15 protein-coding genes and 1 pseudogene are annotated in these 20,627 nt (G+C 58.7%); 2 read left to right on the forward strand and 14 right to left on the reverse strand.

The genetic code is table 11. The annotated features are described in order from the left end of the window. Positions 1–60: 60 nt before the first annotated feature. The 3 genes from ACTG2S_RS09365 to ACTG2S_RS09375 form a co-directional block, all read right to left on the reverse strand. Entirely contained in the window at positions 61–747 is a 687-nt protein-coding gene (locus tag ACTG2S_RS09365) for a hypothetical protein (RefSeq protein WP_439983243.1), read from the reverse strand. Positions 748–825: 78 nt separating this feature from the next. Beyond that, positions 826–2,217 (reverse strand): alkaline phosphatase, encoded by a 1,392-nt coding sequence (locus ACTG2S_RS09370; RefSeq protein WP_088869710.1) that lies wholly within the window; start codon positions 2,215–2,217, stop codon positions 826–828. An 11-nt stretch (positions 2,218–2,228) separates the two neighbouring features. Beyond that, a complete protein-coding gene (locus ACTG2S_RS09375; RefSeq protein ID WP_307895134.1) occupies positions 2,229–3,626 on the reverse strand; it encodes an alkaline phosphatase in 1,398 nt (465 codons plus the stop codon). A 323-nt stretch (positions 3,627–3,949) separates the two neighbouring features. On the opposite strand from ACTG2S_RS09375, the gene ylqF reads away from it, so the two are divergent. Continuing rightward, positions 3,950–4,900 (forward strand): ribosome biogenesis GTPase YlqF, encoded by a 951-nt coding sequence (gene ylqF, locus ACTG2S_RS09380; RefSeq protein WP_274160377.1) that lies wholly within the window; start codon positions 3,950–3,952, stop codon positions 4,898–4,900. Positions 4,901–5,058: 158 nt separating this feature from the next. Here the strand turns inward: ylqF and ACTG2S_RS09385 are convergent, their stop codons facing one another. From ACTG2S_RS09385 to dinG, 3 genes are all read right to left on the reverse strand, one after another. Beyond that, positions 5,059–5,955 carry a histone deacetylase family protein gene (locus ACTG2S_RS09385; protein WP_307895133.1) on the reverse strand — a complete coding sequence of 299 codons (897 nt, stop codon included), beginning with the start codon at positions 5,953–5,955 and terminating at the stop codon, positions 5,059–5,061. 181 nt (positions 5,956–6,136) lie between these two features. Continuing rightward, entirely contained in the window at positions 6,137–6,796 is a 660-nt protein-coding gene (locus ACTG2S_RS09390) for a YccT family protein (RefSeq protein WP_279498082.1), read from the reverse strand. Between the two features lie 142 nt (positions 6,797–6,938). Then, entirely contained in the window at positions 6,939–9,011 is a 2,073-nt protein-coding gene (dinG, locus tag ACTG2S_RS09395) for an ATP-dependent DNA helicase DinG (RefSeq protein WP_307895132.1), read from the reverse strand. A gap of 397 nt (positions 9,012–9,408) precedes the next feature. On the opposite strand from dinG, the gene ACTG2S_RS09400 reads away from it, so the two are divergent. After that, positions 9,409–10,554, forward strand: coding sequence for a porin (locus ACTG2S_RS09400; protein WP_201909033.1), 1,146 nt, complete (start codon positions 9,409–9,411; stop codon positions 10,552–10,554). Positions 10,555–11,041: 487 nt separating this feature from the next. Here the strand turns inward: ACTG2S_RS09400 and tyrA are convergent, their stop codons facing one another. The 8 genes and pseudogenes from tyrA to ACTG2S_RS09440 all read right to left on the reverse strand — a co-directional run bounded on the left by tyrA (position 11,042) and on the right by ACTG2S_RS09440 (position 20,621). After that, positions 11,042–12,169, reverse strand: coding sequence for a bifunctional chorismate mutase/prephenate dehydrogenase (tyrA, locus tag ACTG2S_RS09405; protein WP_439982377.1), 1,128 nt, complete (start codon positions 12,167–12,169; stop codon positions 11,042–11,044). A 135-nt stretch (positions 12,170–12,304) separates the two neighbouring features. After that, positions 12,305–13,378 carry a 3-deoxy-7-phosphoheptulonate synthase gene (locus ACTG2S_RS09410; RefSeq protein WP_021231016.1) on the reverse strand — a complete coding sequence of 358 codons (1,074 nt, stop codon included), beginning with the start codon at positions 13,376–13,378 and terminating at the stop codon, positions 12,305–12,307. A gap of 408 nt (positions 13,379–13,786) precedes the next feature. Next, positions 13,787–15,088 carry a glucose-1-phosphate adenylyltransferase gene (gene glgC / locus ACTG2S_RS09415; RefSeq protein ID WP_005334047.1) on the reverse strand — a complete coding sequence of 434 codons (1,302 nt, stop codon included), beginning with the start codon at positions 15,086–15,088 and terminating at the stop codon, positions 13,787–13,789. Between the two features lie 288 nt (positions 15,089–15,376). After that, on the reverse strand, positions 15,377–16,294 hold the full coding sequence (secF, locus tag ACTG2S_RS09420) for a protein translocase subunit SecF (RefSeq protein WP_005334046.1): 918 nt from the start codon (positions 16,292–16,294) through the stop codon (positions 15,377–15,379). A gap of 151 nt (positions 16,295–16,445) precedes the next feature. Further along, the gene (secD, locus tag ACTG2S_RS09425; RefSeq protein WP_265775785.1) at positions 16,446–18,248 is read right to left on the reverse strand and encodes a protein translocase subunit SecD; all 1,803 of its coding nucleotides are present in this window, start codon (positions 18,246–18,248) and stop codon (positions 16,446–16,448) included. Positions 18,249–18,406: 158 nt separating this feature from the next. Continuing rightward, positions 18,407–18,840 (reverse strand): annotated as a pseudogene (locus ACTG2S_RS09430) (hypothetical protein). Between the two features lie 95 nt (positions 18,841–18,935). Then, positions 18,936–19,793, reverse strand: a complete 858-nt coding sequence (locus tag ACTG2S_RS09435; protein WP_005361577.1) for a DUF6279 family lipoprotein — start codon at positions 19,791–19,793, stop codon at positions 18,936–18,938. Positions 19,794–19,796: 3 nt separating this feature from the next. After that, complete coding sequence (locus ACTG2S_RS09440) at positions 19,797–20,621, reverse strand: phosphotransferase family protein (RefSeq protein ID WP_257123287.1); 825 nt, start codon at positions 20,619–20,621, stop codon at positions 19,797–19,799. Between the last annotated feature and the right edge of the window lie 6 nt (positions 20,622–20,627).

The raw sequence follows: 20,627 nt of genomic DNA on the forward strand, positions 1-20,627 counted from the left end.
ATATGCAGAGTGTAGCATTCCTGCCTGCGTTGTCATTGTGCCCGCAGAGGGGTTGGGATCTCAGTCGAAGAAATCCCGCAGATCGCGCACTTCGTAATCAGCGAGTTGCTGCCAGGGGAGCTGAGCAGGCAGCTTGCGCAGGGTCACCTCCATCCGGTAGCTGCGATAGCCGTCGAGACTGGCCGATTCGACTACCAGCGGGATCTGCCACTGACTCGACCAGAGAATGCGGGTTCGTTGCTGCCCTTCGCGCTTTTCATACCAGCGGGCCTGCTCGGGGGTGGCCTCATCCAGCGGAGTCATCCCCTCGATCAGCGCCGGGTTGACGAGATGGCGGATCCGCGGCCAGTCGGGCTTGAAGGCCACCTGGCCATACTCTTCCACCGGCACCTCAACCAGCTGGTTGTGCCAGCTGTCGGCATAACGCAGCTGCAGCTCACCCTCATCACTGCGGCTGACCCAGCGGCCCGCCATCTGGTGGGTAAAGTGCTTGTGGCCGGGCGTGGCGTCGTGAGTGGCGTGATAGGCACGGGCAAGGGGGAGGGGAATGAGCCGCTGGCTCCACACCTGATTGCCCACGCGCAGCCACTTCTCTTGCCAGACACTCTCTCTGGCGATGCCATCGCTGCCGGTATTCCGGTCGTGATAGCTGATCCGGGCGGCGAGATCCGGGGGCGTGTCGTCAGCATGCAGGGGGAAGGCGAGGGTGCTGCCAAGCAGCCATAACGAAAGCAAAAGTCGCATCATCATCTGTCGCTCGAAAGTGCCGGGGCCCGGGCCCGGGCCGCTGAGTCAATTGCTCAGATGCACCCGGGCCCCTGCTGCTTACAGGCCGAGCGCCTCCCGCAGTTTGCCAAACACCTTGGTGTTATCCAGCGTGCCTTTGAAGCGGTTGCTGCCGGCGCCATCGGCAAACAGCATAACATCGCCGCCGCCATGGGTTTCCGATGTCAGTTTGACGCCGGTCTCCTGCAGATAGTCATTGGCCATCACCTGATCGCTGGTGAGGACCGGGCGCACGGCCGCACGATTGGGGCCGTTACCGAACACCAGGGTGGTGAAGGGCTTGCCATCCACGTCGTTCTGGGTCGAGCCGTCGCCATTTTTCACCAGATCCAGCACCGGATTACCCTTGGCGGAGTAGCCGTTAATGGTCATGGTGTGGTCATGGTCGGCGGTGACCACGATCAGGGTATTGTTGAGATCCACTTTACCCAGCGCCGTCTTGACCGCCTCATCCAGTGCCACCGCGTCGGTGAGCGAGCGCTTGGCGTTGGTGCCGTGCAGGGCATGATCGATCCGGCCGCCTTCTACCATCAGGAAATAACCCTGACTGTTCTTGCTCAGCAGGTCGATCGCCTTAGCGGTCATTTCGGAGAGGGACGGCTGGGTATTGGCAGCCCCCTTGGCGACCCGATCAAGCTCGTAGTCCAAGTGGGATTTGCTGCTGAACAGACCGAGCACCTTGCCGCTGGTGACCTTGGCCAGTTCACTTTGGGTGGTGACATAGCTGTATCCCTGCGCCTTCATCTCGGCGGTCAGGTCGCGGTTGTCATTGCGACCGCCCTTGTTGCTGGCGCTGTAGGGGGTCCAGTGGTTGGCACCACCGCCCATCAGCACATCGACCCCATCCCCCAGCGCCTGGTTGAAACCAGTTCCTCCCGGAACAGCTTGTGCGGCGATGTCATAAGCGGCATCCCGATGGCAGATGTGGGCGTAGGTAGCCGCCGGGGTCGCGTGGGTCAGCTCGGTGGTGGTGACGGCCCCGACCGATTTGCCTGCCGCCTTGGCCAGCTCCAGGATGGTGGGCACCGGCTTGCCGTTATCGCTGCTGCAATTGTTGACGGTTTTGTTGCCATTGACGTCTTTGCCGGGGGCAACGGCTTTGGTGTCGCTGCTCATGGCGATCACCTCGTTGTTCATCTTGACCCCGGTGGTGTAGGCCGCCATGGAGGGGGCCGAGTCGGTGGTCTGGGCATCGTTGGAGAAGGTCTTGATGCGGGCACTGCGCGGCAGTTTCATCATCTCCAGATTGCCCTCTTCCCCCACCTTGAACAGGCGGGTGGCGGTGAGCACGGTGGGGCCCATGCCATCACCGATAAAGAGAATGACGTTTTTGGCATCACCGGCCTGTGCCTGGGAGGTTGCGCCCAGCGCACTGAACAGGGCGGCGCAGACCAGCGTGTGCTTGATAGATGTGTTCATCTGTTTGCTCATGAAAATGCTCCTTACAGCTTGGCCGCAGCCTTGATCTTGCCGAACACGGCGGTGTTATCGAGAGAGCCATGGAAGCTGTCAGCCCCCTTGCCGATGGCGCCGAGGAAGACATCGGTGCCGCCGTGGGTCTCGTTGCCGATCTCGCCTACCTTGACCACCACTTCCTGGTGGTAGTCATTGGCGGAGACGGTGGCATCGTCGAGCGGGGCGACGCTGCTGCGCGGGCCATCCACCCGGTTGTAGCCGTTGCCAAAACCTATGATGGTGTAGGGCATGCCCTCGATATCCTTGCTTGGCTCGCCAGTCTCGTAGTTCTTCACCAGCCCGAGTACGCCGGGGTTGTCGGCGGTGGTCTTGCCGGTGCGCTTGGCATAGCCGTTGAGCACTAGCGTGTGGTCGTGGTCGGCGGTGACCACGATCAGGGTGTTTTTCAGCTCGGGGTCGCTCTTTTTCACCTCGTCGATGGCGGCCTTGATGGCGTTGTCGAAGGCGATGGTGTCCTGCAGCGCCCGCTTGGCGTTGGTGTCGTGCAGGGCGTGGTCGATGCGACCCCCTTCTACCATCAGGAAGTAACCCTTCTCCTTACCCTTGAGCTGCTTGATAGCGGCCAGGGTCATCTGGGCCAGTGACGGCTCGCTGGCAGGGCGGTCCAGGTCATATTTCATGTGACTGGAACCAAACAGTCCCAGCAGCGGCTTGCCCGCATCGGCCTTGTTCAGCTCATCCAGATTGCTGGCAAACTGGTAGCCCTTGGCCTGCATTTCGCTGATGAGGTTGCGGCCATCCTCCCGCTTGCCCTTGTCGGCTTTGGGCAGGAAGAAACTGCTGCCGCCACCGAGCACCACATCCAGCCCCTCCTTGAGGGCGCTGTTGTAGCCTTTGCCGCCCGGTACCAGCTGGACGGCGATATCGGCTTCCAGATCCCGGTTGCAGATATGGGCATAGGTAGCCGCCGGGGTGGCGTGGGTCACCCGGGTACTGGTTACCACGCCGGTACCGCGGCCATCGGCTTTGGCCAGCTCCAGCAGGGTGGTCACCGGCTTGCCGGCGCTCTTGCTGCAGTCGCTCTCATAGGTGGCGTCGCCGTCCATGCTGATAACGCCGTTGTTGCTCTTGACCCCGGTCATGTAGGCCGCCATGGAGGGGGCCGAGTCAGTGACCTGGGCATCGTGGGAGAAGGTCTTGATAAAGGCCGTCTCTGGCAGGGTATCGATGGTGAGATCACCCTCTTCGCCGACACCGTAGATGCGGGCGGCCGTCAGGGTGTTGAGGCCCATGCCGTCACCGAGGAAGAAGATGACGTTGGTGGGTTGGGCTGCGGGCTTGGTCGCCACCGTGTCATTGTCTGATTTGCAGCCGGCAGCCAGGGCGGCGCCGATCATCACTGCAAGTCCTGCCATTTTTCTCATTGGGGTTCGCTCCTTGTAAAACCTGAGCGCAGCCTAGAGGGGGCAGATGACACTTTTACTGACTATCGGTGACGGTTGTGTGAAAAAGTGATAAAAATGTTACACTATATCAATATGTTATCTATCAATTGAGCCAGTTGGTCCGGTCGTTTCCGGCAAGGTCGCTCCGCCTCGGCGGTTTGCTGATTTGATGAGGTGATGGTTAGAATGACCTGTCAAAAGAGGCCCGCAGCAGGTAAAATGCGCCCCCTTCGTTCGATGCCCGCGGCAGAGCGCCTGTTGTTTCATGCGCGCGCCAGCAGCCCCCACAGAGAGTAACGGATATGTCCATCAACTGGTTCCCCGGTCACATGCACAAGGCCCGCAAAGAGATTGCCGAGGTCATGCCCCAGGTCGATGTGATCATCGAGATGCTCGATGCCCGCATCCCCTTCTCCAGCGAAAACCCGCTGGTGCCCGAGCTGCGTGGTGATACCCCGGTGATCAAGGTGCTGAACAAGGCGGACCTGGCCGATCCGGCGATCACCGCTCTGTGGGTGGCGCACATGGAAAAAGAGAAGGGGATCAAGGCGCTGCCGCTGACGCAACAAGAGCCGGAGAAGATCAAGCAACTGCTGACCCTCTGCCACGAAATGCTGCCGGAGCGCAATTTTGAGCTGCGCGGCGTGCGGGCGATGATCATGGGGATCCCCAACGTGGGCAAATCCACCCTGATCAATACCCTGGCGGGGCGCATCATCGCCCGTACCGGCAACGAGGCGGGGGTGACCAAGTCCCAGCAGCGGATCAAGCTGGATAACAACGTCATCCTGACCGATACCCCGGGTTTTCTCTGGCCCAAGCTCAACCCGCCCTCCTGTGGTTATCGTCTGGCCATCACTGCGGCCATCAAGGACACAGTGTTCGACTATGCCGATATCGCCATGTTCGCCGCTGACTACTTCATCAAGGCCTATCCGGAGCGGATCAAAGCGCGCTACCAGATTGACGAGTTGCCCGAGACCGAGATCGAGCTGCTGGAGATGATCGCCCGCCAGCGGGCGTTTATGCGCAAAGGGGGGCTGGCCGACCTTCACAAGGCGTCCGAGATCCTGATCAACGAGTTCCGCTCCGGCTTGCTTGGCCGCATCTCGCTGGAGACGCCGGAGATGGTGAGCGTCGAGATTGTCGAAGCCGCCGCAGAAGCCGAGCAAAAAGCCAAAGAGAAGGCCGAGCGGGAAGAGGAGCGTCAGGCCCGCGCCCGTCGCAAGTACGCCCGCAAGCGTCAGAAATAGTTATCCTCAGGCGTCCCGAGCTTGCCTGACAACGAGCGAGCTTGTGTGAGCGAGATGACGAAACACGAAGAGGCGACCCCAAGGGTCGCCTCTTCTGTCTTATCTGGTGAAGTGCCTGCCCACTTCTGACGGCGTGTCCGCGCTATCAAGCCATGCCATCAGCCAAAACGGTGGCGAGCCGTCTCAAACAGCGACATATGAAGCGGGATCAGCTGTTGCCAGTCGCGGCGATAGCCGCCACCGGGCACAGCGGCGACAGGCAACCCATGCTTGATTGCACAGTCAAATACCATGGCATCGCGCAGGCGAACCCCTTCGTCGCTCAGGGAGAGATAGCCAAGCTCGTCAGCATGATGCACATCGACGCCCGCCTGATAGAGGATGAGATCCGGCGAATAGAGGCGCAGTGCCAGTGAGAGCGCCTGTTGCAGTGTGGTGAGATAGGCATCGTCCGTCATGCCGCTTGGCAGCGGAAAGTCGAGGTGAGAGGCGGCTTTGTGATGGGGAAAGTTGTGCTCCCCATGGAGGGAGAGGGTGATGATATCGCGCCTTCCGGCGCACAGGGCCGCACTGCCATCTCCCTGATGCACATCGAGATCGACGATCAGCACCTGTTCACAGCGCCCCTCGTCGAGGCAAGTCTGGGCGGCAATCACCAGATCGTTGAACAGACAAAAACCGCTGCCGTGATCCCGATGGGCGTGGTGGTAGCCACCGGAGATCTGCAAGCCGCAGCCCTGCTCAAGTGCATAGCGGCTGGCGGCAACGGTGGCACCCACCGAGCGCAAGGTGCGCTCTATCAGCATGGGTGACCAAGGAAAACCGATCTTGCGGATGGCGCGATCTTCCAGCTGGCCGCTCAGGGCCGCCGCGACATAATCGGCATCGTGAATGCGACAGATTTGCTCCCGGGTAGCGGCGGGCGCTTCGCCAAGGGGGTAACCCTGCACCTGCAGGCGTTCAAACAGCCCTTGATACTTGGCCAGCGGGAAGCGATGGCGCTCGGGTAGCGTCAGGGAGGAGTAGAGGGGGTGATAGAAAATGCGCAACGACATGGTGCCATTCTCCCTGGCGAGGTGGCGCTTTCTATATATGAAATCAGCAGATGAATCCATATATGTACTCCCTATATAAAGGGGAAGTGGCAGCGCATAAATAAAGATGCGTCGTGAGTGAGACCGCAGGATATGGAAAAGGGGAGCTTGGCTCCCCTTTCAGTCAATCTCTCAGCCCGGCTTATTGCTGCTGGATAACCCAGATCTGGAAGGCTTTGCGGGTTTCAGCATCGGCCTTGTTGTACCAGTTTTGCAACTGGGTCAGCGCTTCCGGATTGCTTTGAGCCTTGCTGGGGGCAACCTGAACCGGTGCGCTGGCGGCAGCCATTACGGCAGCAGAAGAGACTGCCACTGCTTTGGGCTGGTTGAAGGCTTTACCCATGTTGATCAGCTCTTGCTGATAGTCACGGGTCAGCTGGAAGCCCTCTACTTTCGGCATCACGAACTGTTCGCTGCTCACCTGCTGTCCTGTGACCTTGTCTTTCAGCACCACTTTCTGATCTTTCAGGAACTGTTTGGCTTCTGCTTCATTGCGGGGCTTTTTATAGTCCAGCACCAGCTGCTGATTGTCGGTGGCGGTGAAGTTCAGCACCAGCGGCTCGGCGGTGACCAGCTTGATTTCGTCTCGATTAGAATAATTGCCTTCAAATGCAACCACGAGCTGATGTTTACCAACGCTAAGTGGAAACTTTTTGGTGTTATCGAGTAATGAGGGATTGATTGCTTGACCATCGATCAGCTGGACGACATACGGGGTGGTCACTTCCAATTGGGCATCAGCAAGGGCGCTACCGGCCCACAACAGACCAGCCAGCGCCGGTACCAGAACAGTCAGTTTCATTTCATCTCCTTGAACAGTCAGGCGATTGCCCACTGAAAACAGGGGCTCATTTTTACAGGTTTGGCCTACTGCGGCAATGGCTCTTTCTTGCGGTCAACGTTCGCGCTGCTGTCAGTTTGTTTATCAATAGCGACCGGCTTATTTATTCGATCCGCCGTGTAAACGGGGGGAGGGCATCAAGCAACCCCTTGCCATAACGCTTGGTCAGCAGACGCCGGTCCAGAATTGTGACTCGCCCCCGATCGGCCTCCTTGCGGATGAGGCGGCCACAGGCCTGGATCAGTTTGCGCGATGCCTCCGGCACTGTCAGTTGCAGGAAGGGGTTGCCGCCTCGTTGCTCCACCCACTCGGCGGTGGCCTCCTCGACCGGCGAGTTGGGCACCGCAAAGGGGAGTTTGGTGATCACCAGATTGGTGAGGTAGTGACCCGGCAGATCCAGTCCCTCCGAGAAGCTGCCGGTACCAAACAGGATGCTGGCCTGACCTCCATCGCACTTTTGTTTGTGCAGGGTGAGCAAGGCATTACGGGAGGCTTCCCCCTGCACCAGCAGTGACAGTCCCTTGGCTCGCAACCCAACAGCCACCTCATTCATCTGGCGGTAGGAGGAGAAGAGCACCAGACTCGCCTCCTTGCCCGCCAAAATGCGTGGCAGCACGCTGATGAGTTCGTTGGTAAAGGCCGGCGAGTTGGGTTCGTGCTCCATCTTGGGCAGATAGAGCTCGGCTTTCTGATAATCAAAGGGGGAGCGCAGGCGTAGATAGCGGGTGCCGTCGTGCTCCTTGAGCCCCACCTGATGGCGAAAATAGCTAAAAGAAGAGAGGGCGGTAAGGGTCGCGGAGACCAGCACGGCCCCCAAACATTTCGACCAGAGCCACTCTTCCAGCAAATAGCCTACCTCAATCGGTGAGGCGTGCAGCCAGATATCGCCGTCATCGCTCTTGGCCATCCAGCGGGCGAGCGGGGTTTTGCCGGTCGGCACATGGCGCCCCAGCATCTCCCAGAGGGCGCAGAAACTCTCCAGCCGCTGCAGATGAAAACCGCTCTCGGCCAGCAGGGGCTCGGCCTCCTTGCGGCGGATCTCGCCATCTTTCAGCGCTTCACCGATGGCTCCTTGCATCCGATCCAGCGCCCGCAGCGCCTTCTTGCTCGACTCCTTGAGATTCTCTGCCAGCATGGGCAGGGGATCCGGCAATACCCCTTCGACGAAGCGGTAGTGGGGTTCCGTGCCAAACAGCCGATCGTTGGCGCTGAGCCACTGCTCGACCGCCTTCAGATCGGGCTGGATGGAGGCCAGCGCATCCTGCAGTTTGAGTTGGGGGTCGAGCAGGCTCTCCTTATTAAGCGTCCGCGCCAGCTTGCCTGCACTTTGTACCAGCTTCTCCAGCCAGCGACGCGAGCCTTTGACGCTGGCCGACGCCGCGCCGTGATCCCGGGCGATGGTGGGCAGGTGATGAGCCTCATCCAGCACATAGATGCACTCATCGGGGGGCGGCAGAATGATGCCGCCGCCCATGGTGAGATCGGAGAGCAGTAGCGCATGGTTCACCACCAGCACATCGGCGCTCTCCATGTCGTTGCGGGCGCGATGAAAGGGGCATTGCTGGTGATGGCTCAGCGCCTTGTTGCAGGTGTGGCGGTCGGCGGCGATGCGATCCCAGCAAGTGTCGGGAATGGGCTCCGGCCAGTTGTCCCGATCCCCGTCCCACTTGCCATTGGTGTAGGCCTGCCACAGAGCCTGGTAGCGATCTTTGTCGCTGTCAGATGGTTTGGATTTGCTCAGACTGCCAAAGTCGAGCTCAAAGTTGGCCATCTCGGCACCACTGGCTGCCTGCTCCAGCAGATGTTCGCAACAGTAGCGCTGACGCCCCTTGACCAGCATAAAGCGAAACGGCAGCTCGCTGTGGCGGTGGTAAAAAGGAAGGTCTTTGTGGATCAGCTGCTCTTGCAGGGCCACGGTGGCAGTGGAGATCACCAGCTTTTTCTGGGTCAATCGGGCCACCGGGATGGCGCCCTGAGCATAGGAGATAGATTTGCCGATACCGGTTCCCGCTTCGGCCACCAGAATCCGGCGCTGTTTGTCGTACTCGCCGGTCAGGGTTTTGGCTATCTCGGCCACCAGAAAGTTCTGCTCTTTGCGCGGCACAAAACCGGGTAATCCATCCGCAATCTGGCGATAGGTTTGACGAATGGTAGCTTTGAGGCGAGTGGAGAGCATAAAGATAAGGCCAGCTTGAGAGTTAATTGAAGGACAAGGATACCCGCAACCCCTTGGTGAGGTCGAGGCAACAGCCATTATCACGGCAGTTTTACGCTGATCAGACTACTTTGGTTGTTTATCAGGTAGTTAGCGTCATTTGCATGTAAAACAAACTATTTGAGTCCAAATAATCAGCAGGATAGGTTGTAAACGTTTTCCCATTTGCAGGGCCCCAAGTGAGATTTTGATCACAGTTTCATCTTGGCGACCATGATTTCCATAAAAAGTTCCAAGTTTTTTCATTGCGGTTCAAAAAATCCGGTGCTAGTCTCGGCGGCATAGTGATGCAAAGAACATCGCTAACACAGGGAATAACAACGACTTAGTGTTTAACTTACAGTAGGCATTGGAAACTATGAAAAAGACAATTCTGGCAATCGCTATCCCGGCTCTGTTCGCTTCCGCAGCCAACGCAGCTACCGTGTATGACAAAGATGGTACCAAGTTTGATGTGACTGGGCGTGTGCACGCGGCTTATCAGGGCAAAGCCAACACGGATGAGCTGGCGGTTAATGCCAACGATGATCTGTACTACAAGCGACTCGATACCACCGAGAAAGGTGAAGTTTACACCTATGCGCGTTTTGGTATGCAGGGCAAAGTTGCGCTGAACAATACTTGGTCTGCCGTTGCTATGGGTGAGTGGGAGGTTCAAGGCGAAGAATCTGATGGTGATGATCAGTTTAAATCTCGCCATATTCTGACCGGTTTTGATGGTTCTCAGTACGGTAAATTCCTGTTCGGTCAGACTGATACTGCCTCCAAATGGGGTGTACAGGATCGTGCCGATATCTTTGAAGAACTGGGCAACGTCGGTAACCTCAACGATGGTCGTCAAGAAGGTCAGGTCATCTATCGTGGTGAGTGGGATGGCATCTTCGCCAACGCCTCATACATTACCAAAAACAGCAGCTATAAGTCTGGTGAGCGGTTTGGCATTGAGTCTGGCGCTAATACTGCCCTGGACCAAAATGATAAAGGCCTGAAATCCGGTTATTCGCTGGGCGCTGGCTACAACATGCCGAACGGTTTCGGTTTCGGCGTGAGCACCGAGAGCAAAGAGTTTGAGCGTGGCACTCGTGTGAAGGATTTCGATGGTGTAAACACTGCTACTGCAAGCACCTTTATGAACAATCTCGAAAGCAAGGATGACTGGGCTATTGGTGCTTCCTATGCCTACGATGCTTTCTATGTTGGTGCCTTGTATAACCAGTCTAAGCTGAAAGGCTATGACAATGGTGAAGAAGTTAAGGCCAAAGGCTATGAAATCGCCGGTTCTTACACCATCGATGCATGGAAACTGCTGGCAGGTTATAACTTCCTAGAATCCAAAGCCTCTGATAACTTTGGCTCCAGCAATGACGTCGAGATGTTTAACCGCGTTATTCTGGGTGTTGAGTATGCCTTCACTTCCAACATCAAGTCTTATGCTAACTACGCCATCGAAAGCGCTGATAACAAAGACGACCAGTGGGAATTCGGTATGCAGTACAACTTCTAATAAGTTGCACATGAGTAATATCCTAGCTTGAGTCTTTGACCAAGCTACGAATGGCCGAGATGATATCTCGGCCATTTTCTTTTTTGGCGACTACGTACTGGCGCCATGATGAATCGCCGGATTGCTGTGTTACGTGATGTTTGGCAAACCATCTGTCTCGATTAATCTCTCCAGCTTCCTGCTTATCTCTTTGATGGGGAGGGCACTACTCTCCTTTATGCCATACAGTCATTGCTCGCAGCAGCTTGGCTTGACCGTGAGAATCTGGCAGCCCGGTGCTATTTGCACGGATTGTGCGGATATTGAGGGGGCATACTTGGGATGTGATGCAGCACAGTAGGAGGGTATTGTGAGACCAATCAGCGGTAGGTACTTGATGTGTCGCTGCTCGCGACTAAGTTAGCGTTGAAATTAGTATCAAACAAAAAGGGAAGATGCCTGAGTATCTTCCCTTTTTAGTGATATGAGCGTTGCTACTTTTGCAGGATCAGCCGTGTTGGCGGCGGTCGTTGGCCTGGGCCAGCAACATGCGGCTTTCACGCAGGAACTGGTCGGCATGCTCGCCGAAGAAACCGGAGACTTGCGAGAAGGCCGCGATGAAACCGTCCCTGTCCCCCCGTTCCAGCAGCCCCAGCGCTTCGCCGAAGTTTTGGTAGTAGCGACGGATCATCGCCAGATTCTGCGGTGACGACAAAATGATGTCGGCATAGAGGTGGGGATCCTGAGCGAACAGCCGCCCCACCATGGCGAGCTCCAGCCGGTAGATGGGAGAGCTCAAACTCAGCAGGCGATCCAGATTGGCCTGCTCCCGGGAGAGGTGCCAGCCATAGGCAAAGGTGGCGAAGTGACGCAGTGCCTGAATGAGGGTCATCGCCTCATCGTGGGCCTTGGCTTCCACCTGCTGCAAGCGGGCGCCCCAGATGGTCATCTGATCCAGCAACCATTGGCTGGCGGCGGGGTCACGCCCCTGACAGCAGACGATCACCTGCTTGGCGAGGCTTGCCACATCCGGCCCGAACATGGGGTGCAGTCCCAGTACCGGCCCTTGGTGCACCGTCAGCATATGTTCGAGCGGCGCCGCTTTCACGCTGGTGACATCGACCAGCAGGCAGTGGGCGGGCAGGTTGCCGAGGCGATCGATGATATGGCAGGTGATATCGATGGGCACTGCCACCATCACCAGACCGGCTCCGGCGAGGATCTCGTCAGCGCGCGGCCAGTCGGCTTGTTCCAGCGTCTCGACCCGATAGCCTGAGAGGCTGAACATATGACCGAACAGCCGACCAAGCTGACCCTGACCGCCGATGATGATCACCTTGCCAAGATCCGGCTTTATGCATTTGAAGCCGGTATCTTTCTCGCTGGCGTAAGATTCGCGCATCACCCGGCGCAGCACGTCTTCGATGAGATCGCCGGGCACCCCCAACTGCTCGGCCTCGGCGCGACGGCGGGCCAGCATGCTCGCTTCCCTGTCCGGTGCATAGATGGGCAGGCCGTGGCGGCTCTTTACCTCACCCACTTCTCCCACCAGGGCCAGACGGGCGGCCAGCAGATCGATCAGCTGCTTGTCCACCGCATCTATCTTGTCCCTGAGTACATTCAACTCTTCAGCCATATCCAGTCCCTGCTGGCGCCGCGAGCGGCGGCGCCCTGAAAATCAAGATGCAACAAGGTATCACGGCATGAGCGGTTTGATGCCACCAGCGGTGATACCCAGATTGTTCAATAGGTTACGCCAAGATACCACGGCTTACCGTGCAGTTCTGCCCTTGAGGGGGTCAGCCAGCTGGTTGTGGCAGCGGGCCAGCAGGGTAGCGGTGGTGTCCCAGTCGATGCAGGCATCTGTGATGGAGACCCCGTAGCGCATCTGCTCCTTGGGCTGCTCGCTGGACTGGTTTCCCTCGAACAGGTTGGATTCGAGCATCACCCCGATGATGGAGCGGTTGCCCTCCTGGATCTGGTGGATGACGTTGTCGGCCACCTTGGGCTGCAAACGGTGATCCTTGCTGGAGTTGCCGTGGCTGCAATCCACCACAAGGCTCGGCAGCAGGCCCGCTTTCTCCAGCGCCTCTTCCGCCAGCGACACGTTGACCGAGTCATAGTTGGGATGTTTGCCGCCGCGCAGGATCACGTGGCCATCCGGGTTGCCCTGGGTCTGCAGCAGCGCAACCTGGCCCTGCTGGTTGATCCCCATAAAGGCGTGAGGGGAGGAGGCCGCCTGCAGCGCATTGATGGCAGTCCCCAGGTTGCCGTCGGTGCCGTTCTTGAAGCCGACCGGCATGGAGAGGCCGGACGCCATCTCCCTGTGGGTCTGGGATTCGGTGGTGCGGGCGCCGATAGCCGACCAGGAGAAGAGCTCGGCCAGGTATTGCGGGCTGATGGGGTCGAGCGCTTCGGTGGCCAGCGGCAACTCCAGCTCCGCCAACCAGCAGAGCAGCTCGCGGGCACGGTGCAGCCCCAGCTCCACATCGAAGGTGCCATCCAGATTGGGGTCGTTGATAAAGCCTTTCCAGCCGACCGTGGTGCGCGGCTTCTCAAAGTAGACCCGCATGACAATGTAGAGAGAGTCCTGATAGGCATCATGCAGCGCTTTGAGTCTGGTTGCGTACTCTTTGGCGGCGTCCATGTCGTGGATGGAGCAGGGACCACAGATCACCAACAGGCGGTGATCGCGGCGGTGAATGATGTCGGCGATGGTATTGCGGGCCCCTTGCACGAATGCCAGCGCCTTGTCGGAGATGGGTAACTTCTCCTTGAGCTGGGCAGGCGTGATCATCACTTGTTCGGACTGGATGTGGATGTTGTTCAGGGGGTCTCTTTGCATGATTTCATTCTCTCTACTGTATTAAGCCAAAAGCGATTGTACCGATATGTTTACGTTGGTACCTGCTTTGTTACGCAACCGCCCTCACCTTACCAAGGAAAAACAAACAATCAAGTGAAACTAGCGGATTTACCGCTAAAAAGTCAGATAAAGGAGCTGCTATATAGTGCGAACAGGAATAATGCAGAGAGGTTTTCGGAGGGTTAATGGTTATTTTGTAATTTAATGTTTACGGTTTGAGGCGTAAAGGCTGCATTGTTCAGCTGTTCGAGCACAGTGAATGTCATCTCTGCTGCACAGCTACGCGATGGCAATGATGGTGTGAGGTGGCTATCTGGTCAGCCATAGAAAGAGGGAGCCATGATGGCTCCCTTTGCGGTAGGAAGGGGGATCCCGTCTGGCTGCGGATCAGCGCTTCTGTTTTCCCTGCAGCTCTTTGTTCAGGCGAGTGAGCATCCCTTGGGTGACCAGCACTATGCCCTGCTCGGAGCGGTGGAAGCGACGTGCATCTTCATCGGCGTTTTCACCGATCACCGTGCCTTCCGGCAGTTTGCACCCCTTGTCGATCACCACCCGGCGCAGTCGGCAACCGGCACCTATCTCCACACCCGGGAAGATAACGGCCTGATCCAGAGTGCAGAAGGAGTCGACCCGCACATTGGTAAAGAGCACCGAACTCAGGATGAAAGAGCCACTGACGATGGTGCCCCCGGCAAACATGGAGTTGATGGTCATGCCGTGCTGACCGTTTCGGTCCTGCACGAACTTGGCGGGAGGAGTCATGTTCTGACTAGTCCAGATGGGCCAGTCCTGATCGTAGATATCCAGCTCAGGCGTGACGGAAGCGAGATCCATATTGGCCTCCCAGAAGGAGTCCACGGTGCCCACATCGCGCCAGTAGGGGCGGCGATCCGGACAGCAGCCGACACAGGACATGCCAAACGGGTGAGCGAATGCGGTGCCCTCTTTCACCACGCGGGGGATCACGTCCATGCCGAAATCGTGATGGGACTGCTCGTTGGCAATGTCCTCTTCCAGCAGCTGATAGAGATACTCCGCATCGAAGATATAGACGCCCATTGAGGCCAGCGCGGTGTCGGCCTTGCCCGGCATGGCGGGCGGGTTAGCAGGCTTTTCGACGAAGGCATTGATCTTGCGATCATCATCCACCGCCATTACCCCGAAGGCGCTTGCTTCACTGCGTGGCACCTCGATGCAGGCAACGGTCACCTTGGCGCCCATATTGACGTGGTCAAGCAGCATGGCGGCGTAATCCATCTTGTAGATGTGATCGCCTGCCAGCACCACCACATATTTGGGGGCGTGATCGCGGATGATATCCAGATTCTGGTAGACCGCATCGGCGGTACCCCGATACCAGTTCACCTCATCCACCCGCTGCTGGGCAGGGAGCAGATCGATAAACTCGTTCATCTGGTAGCGCAGGAAAGACCAGCCGGACTGGAGATGGCGCAACAGGCTGTGTGATTTGTACTGGGTCACGACACCGACCCGACGGATGCCGGAGTTGATGCAGTTGGAGAGCACGAAATCGATGATGCGGAATTTGCCGCCGAAATGAACGGCAGGTTTTGCACGGTTGTCGGTTAACTGTTTGAGGCGACTACCCCGCCCTCCTGCGAGTACCAAAGCCATGGTCTCGTTCAGCAACTGTCTGGATTTTGCTGTATTGGCAGGTTGTAACAACATCTCATATCCCTTTGTAGATAAATCACTACAATGTTGCCTCCTTTGAGCCCTCAAGAAAGTGCTTTCAGTCACATTTTATGGTTTCTGACGTAATAAAATGACCTTTTTGTTATTAAAAATGACGGGTTGATCCGTCATTGCTTTCAATATGGTCAGTTGTCAATTGAAGCGAGCCGAGCAACAAAAGGGACGGCGAGAGACCGAGAGGAGGGATGAAAAAGCCCCTGCCAATGGTTGGCAGGGGCCCGGTTTGTTGAGACCCGGTAAGCCGGGCCTGGTTAACAAGGTTCAGGCTGCGTTGGCCAGTGGCTCCTCGCTCTTCTTCTGGTAGGCCTGCGGGGTGAGGCCCAGCAGCTCCTGCACGGTCGAGGCGACGGTGATGGAGGAGACGGTGCCCACCAGGATCCCGGCAAACAGGGTGAAGGAGAAGCCGTAGAGGGCGTCACCGCCAAACAGCAGCAGCGCACCCACGGTAAACAGGGTGGTGCCCGAGGTGATCATGGTGCGACTGAAAGTCGCCTTGATGGCTACATCGGAGCATTCGTGGATCCCCATCTGGGTACGCGAGCTCAGCAGATCCCGCAGCCTGTCCGAGATGACGATGCTGTCGTTGAGGGAGTAGCCGATCACCGCCATCAAACCGGCGATGATGTTCAGATCGAACTCGATCTGAAAGAGTGACAGCAGCCCCAGCGCCACGATGGCGTCATGCACTACCGAGAGCAGGATGCCGATGGCCTGACGCCACTCGAAGCGAAACGCCAGATAGGCCGACATCGCCAGCGAAGCGACCAGCACGGCCAGCATCCCCTGCTGGAACAGTTCGGCACCCACCTGAGGGCCGACGATGGTGGTGCGCAGCAACTCGACCGGCATCCCCAGCTGCTGGGTCAGCATGGTGGCGAGATCCGCCGCGGGCCAGGGCAGTTCGTGGGGGGGCAGCTTGATCAGCCACTCGCCGGGAATACCGGCCGAGCTCAGCTCAACGGCTCCCGCCAGCGGGGAGACCAGCATGGCATTGAGCTCATGGGCCTCTTTCAGGGTCTGGATATGAAACTCCAGCAGGATCCCGCCGGTAAAATCGAGCCCCAGTGTCAGGCCGTTCACCAACAAGATGGCGACACTGGCCACGGTCAGCAGGATGGAAGCCCACAGGCCGATATAACGCCAACGGGTCAACCCCATGGCAACGATCATTCTCAACATAATTCTCTCCTTGGCCAGCCAGCATCAGGCTGTTGGCCCATCACGACGTGCCGTGACACGCCGGGAAAATAGTGTTCTGCTTTGGCCGCTCCGGTCATATCCATGGCCGATGGCGCAGCCAAAGCCGCTCATCAGAGGGACTGCTGTCCCGTTACACCTTCAGCGTGCGCTCACTGCTGCGTCCCCACAGGGGGTTGATGATGGCGCGCGTCCCCCAGATCCCGGTGATCATGCTGGAGAGCAGACCCAGAATGAGGGTGATGGAGAAGCCCTGCAGCGGCCCGGAGCCGATGGAGTAGAGCACCACAGCGCAGATGAGCGTAGTGATGTTGGCATCGAAAATGGTGTGGAAGGCCGAGCGATAGCCAAAGTCGATGGCGTTGGCCAATGAGCCCCCTTCTCGCAGACGGTCCCTGATCCGCTCGAAGATCAGCACATGGGTATCCACCGCCATGCCCACCGTCAGCACCAGACCGGCGATCCCCGGCAGGGTCAGCACGGCGCCCGGCAGCACTGCCAGCATGCCGACTTGCATCAACAGGTTGGCGACCAGCGCCGTGATGGCAACCCATCCGAACTTGCGATACCAGGCCATCATGAACAGCATCATGCCCGCCATACCGAAGGCCAGCGCGGTGAAGCCCGCCTCGATATTCTGCATCCCCAGCGTCGGGCCAATACTGCGTTCTTCCAGGATCTTGAGAGGGGCGGTGAGGGCGCCGGCACGCAGCAGCATGGCCAGCTCCTGCGCTTCCGGCAGACTGCCAATGCCGGTGATGCGGAACTGGTTGCCAAGGGCGGTCTGGATGGTGGCGACGTTGATCACCTCGCTCTGGGCGCGCAGTTTGCCCTGGGCGTTGGTCTTGTACTCGGTGAAGACGGTTGCCATCGGCTTGCCCACATGCTGGCGGCTGAACTGGTTCATCTTGCTGCCACCCAGGGTGTCGAGCACGATATTGACCTGGGGTTGACCCATCTCGCCCATGTTGGCGCGGGCATCGACGATGTGCTCGCCGGTCAGCACCGGCTTGCGTGCCATGCCGACGGCCTGACCGTTGCGATCGGCGATATAGAAGTGGCTGTCGGCCTTGGCCTCGTAGAAGGCCAGCGAGGCGGTGGCGCCGATCACCTCTTTCGCCTGTTTGGGGTTGTGTACTCCGGGCAGTTCGATACGGATGCCATCCTGACCTTGACGCACCACCGAGGCCTCGACGATGCCGAGCTCGTTGATCCGTTTTTTCAGGATCGACAGGTTCTGGGTCACGGCGTTGTTGACCAGCAGGGTGCGCTCAGCATCGCTCAGCACCAGTTTCAGATCATTGCCGGAGCGGGTCAGCTTCCACTGATCCTGTCGGGTACCGGCACTCTCCTTGATGATGGCGAGCCAGCTCTCCTGTTCGGCGACCTCCGGCAGGGTGACGGCTACGGCGCCCTGTGCGCTGCGCGTGACGCTGGCGCCGCGCAGGTTGGCTTCACGGAAACGGGTGCGCAGGGTATCCACCAGATTCTTGGTCTGATTGTCGATGACAAAGTCCACGTCCACCCCGATCAGCAGCTGGGAGCCGCCACGCAGATCGAGCCCCAGCTTGATGGGGTCGGCGCCAAGGCGGGTGATCCAGGTCGGTGCGTTGGAGTGAAACTCCAGGGTCAGGGCGGCACTGTCGACCCCTTGCTGCTCCAGCAACTGCTTGGCGCGCTGCTGCTCGCCCTGACTGGCAAAGACTAGCTCGACCCGCTCAGGTTGCTCGATCACTTTGACCGGGGTCAGGTGCTTGTCGCTCAGCAGCATCTGTTGCTGGGTGGTCAGGCGCTGCTGTCCGTGCAGGCCGAGGGAGGGCTGCTCACCAAAAAAGGTGGGCAGGGAGTAAAAGGTAAAGGTCAACAGCATCAACAGCAGCAGTGCGTACTGCCACTTGCTCATGCGGTTGAGAACGGTGCGATTGCTCTTTCTCATGGCAAACAAGCCTCTGTCAGGAGAATGGTGCCCGGGCCGATAGCAACAAGGCTCGGCAAGGCGCAAAAAATGGGATGCATCAGATGCGGATCAGGCAGTTGCCGGATCCGTCAGGAAGAGGAGATGAGCAAACAGTGGATGTGCCAGCCCCTCCGGGGTCAGGCGCTCAGATAGCTCTGGGTGAAGCGGTATTGCAGATGTTGGCGCTGTAGATGGCGCCGGTGGATCGCGCCAAAGCGATCGCGAAAACTCTGTTTGTGATAGAGCTCGGGGGTCAGCATCAGCCAGCCGAGCAGCAACAGCAGGATGGCCTGGGCCGACCAGCTCTGGATCAGCTCGTAGACCACACTCTTGGGCTGGTTGTCACTGCGCAGGGATTGTTCGAGACGCAGCAGGTGATTCTGATGGCTGCCGACAAACTTGATGATGCCATCATCGCTGTCGCTAAGCTGATTGAACACCTGAGTCTGCTGCTGTTCACTCTGGGGCGATGCGGGTAGCAGCGGGCCTTCCATTCGGGCGATGGAACAAAGCAGGGTGAGGGCGATACCAGAGTTACCAGCACCAGTTTTACTTTGTCGATAAGGCGCAAAAGTTAATTCCCGATAAATAGAGAGGGCAAACTACCACATGCGCCCGGTTTGAACAAGGTTGCCCCGGGCGCATGGCACCATTCGGTGCTGGCTGTCAGCTGCCGCTCATCTGCTTGAAGTCGCGGGCATAACCCTTGAGCAGGGAGTAGAGATGGGCCCGCTGGGAGATATCCAGCGACTGGCTCATGGCGCTCAGCCAGTTGACGGTACGCTGGCGCGACTGTTCGGTATAGCCGGTAAAGCGGCCATCCATCAGCCCATCCCCCTCGGCCAGCAGGTCAGTCAGCTCGCGGGTAAAGTCGGGACTCTGGCGCTGCTTCATCAGCCTGTCCAGCTCCTGGGTCCAGGACTCCTGAAACTCGAGCCAGGGGGGCATCAGCTCGTATTGCCATTCGGCCCACTGGGCCACCAGTGGTGCCTGTGCCGGTTTCACCTCGCCAATCCAGAACTCGAGCCGCTTGTTCATCTTGTCGCGAAACTCTGCCAGCATCTGCTCTTTGGGCTCAGTGGCAAAGTCCTTTTGCCGCTCCTGTTGCCGCTTGACCCGATCGGTCATAAAGCGGGCCACCTGCTCATCGGTCAGGGTGCGCGCCAGCCTGACCGCGCGGGGGATAGTATTTTCCAGCGTGCGGGTCAGGCTCTGCTGCACCGCATCTAGGTTGGTCGAGATCTGCTCCGGCGTCATGGGGCTGGCCACCGCCTTGGCCAGTGCATCGAGATCCCTAGCGTAGCGCGGCAGCTCGTGCTGGCGGTGCCAGGCCATCAGCCCCTTCACTTCGCGGCTGAGCAGATCCTTCTGCGAATAGGAGAGGGCAAAGTAGTCATCCAGCTGCCAGATGATGGCGGTATCGAGCCAGTAGTAGATCACCCGGGTGGAGCAGCCGGTCAGCAGCAGGCCGATCAGCAGCAGACCCCAGGTTTTCGGCTTGTGCCAGCGCACCTTGTTTATCATCTGTTACTCCAGTCGTTGCCGGTTGATGGCGATCAGGGTGTCATAGTCGAGTGAGGGCTGTTGCTCTGTCATCAGCAGGGCCCAGAGCAGGCCGATATAGTCGACCCAGGGTAAAAATGCCTCGCTCTGAAAATCGGGCCACTGGTGGCGCGGCAGGGCCTGCAGATAGTGCGCTTCCAGCTCGTCGCGCCGCTCGGCGGGCCACTCATGGGTGCGCTGGATGCTGGCGAGCTCAAAGCCGGGGTGACCTGCCGCGCCATACTCCCAGTCGATGACCCAGGGTTTGCTTCCCAACAAGTTAGCCGGATTGAGATCATGGTGGCAAGGGCGCCAGCAATCATTTGGCTCACTGCTGGCGAGCAAGCTCCGCTCCAGGGCGGGCAGCCAGGAGGGGATGTGGGCCAGTCTGGTGCGATAGCCTGCGGCGTGAGCCCGCACCGCCATCACTACCGCAGGCAGCGGCAGGCGATGGAGCTTGCGCAGCACCTCAGCCAGCAGGCGGGACTGATCGGCTTCCGGTGGCGCCGCGTGTACCCAGTTTGGCTCATCGCACCATTCGAGCAGCATAAGACCGCTGGCGGGATCGCCATAGTGGCAGGGCAGCGCCAACCCTTCTGCCATCGCCCCCTGATAAAGCTGCCACTCGGTGGGACGGTCGATGCCAAGGCGCACCGGGTCGGAGTGGCCCTGACGCAAAAAGTAACTGCGCCCCGAGGGGAGGCGCAGTCGATAGTTGCAGTTGGTCAGACCTAACCCGAGTGGTTCCAGCTGCCCCTCCCGCCAGGGGGCGGGCAGGCTGGCCAGTAGCGGATCACAGTTGCCTGTCACCAGGAG

Origin of the sequence: Aeromonas sp. 82P (genome assembly GCF_051919365.1) — a bacterium.
GTDB lineage: Bacteria > Pseudomonadota > Gammaproteobacteria > Enterobacterales > Aeromonadaceae > Aeromonas > Aeromonas veronii.

Coding starts and splice junctions, on each gene's coding strand:
- secF (WP_005334046.1), bottom strand. CDS start 16,294: ATGTTGAGAATGATCGTTGCCATGGGGTTGACCCGTTGGCGTTATATC.
- tyrA (WP_439982377.1), bottom strand. CDS start 12,169: ATGGCTGAAGAGTTGAATGTACTCAGGGACAAGATAGATGCGGTGGAC.
- ACTG2S_RS09385 (WP_307895133.1), bottom strand. CDS start 5,955: ATGTCGTTGCGCATTTTCTATCACCCCCTCTACTCCTCCCTGACGCTA.
- ACTG2S_RS09410 (WP_021231016.1), bottom strand. CDS start 13,378: ATGCAAAGAGACCCCCTGAACAACATCCACATCCAGTCCGAACAAGTG.
- ACTG2S_RS09435 (WP_005361577.1), bottom strand. CDS start 19,793: ATGATAAACAAGGTGCGCTGGCACAAGCCGAAAACCTGGGGTCTGCTG.
- ylqF (WP_274160377.1), top strand. CDS start 3,950: ATGTCCATCAACTGGTTCCCCGGTCACATGCACAAGGCCCGCAAAGAG.
- ACTG2S_RS09400 (WP_201909033.1), top strand. CDS start 9,409: ATGAAAAAGACAATTCTGGCAATCGCTATCCCGGCTCTGTTCGCTTCC.
- ACTG2S_RS09390 (WP_279498082.1), bottom strand. CDS start 6,796: ATGAAACTGACTGTTCTGGTACCGGCGCTGGCTGGTCTGTTGTGGGCC.
- dinG (WP_307895132.1), bottom strand. CDS start 9,011: ATGCTCTCCACTCGCCTCAAAGCTACCATTCGTCAAACCTATCGCCAG.
- secD (WP_265775785.1), bottom strand. CDS start 18,248: ATGAGAAAGAGCAATCGCACCGTTCTCAACCGCATGAGCAAGTGGCAG.
- ACTG2S_RS09375 (WP_307895134.1), bottom strand. CDS start 3,626: ATGAGAAAAATGGCAGGACTTGCAGTGATGATCGGCGCCGCCCTGGCT.
- ACTG2S_RS09370 (WP_088869710.1), bottom strand. CDS start 2,217: ATGAGCAAACAGATGAACACATCTATCAAGCACACGCTGGTCTGCGCC.
- ACTG2S_RS09365 (WP_439983243.1), bottom strand. CDS start 747: ATGATGCGACTTTTGCTTTCGTTATGGCTGCTTGGCAGCACCCTCGCC.
- glgC (WP_005334047.1), bottom strand. CDS start 15,088: ATGTTGTTACAACCTGCCAATACAGCAAAATCCAGACAGTTGCTGAAC.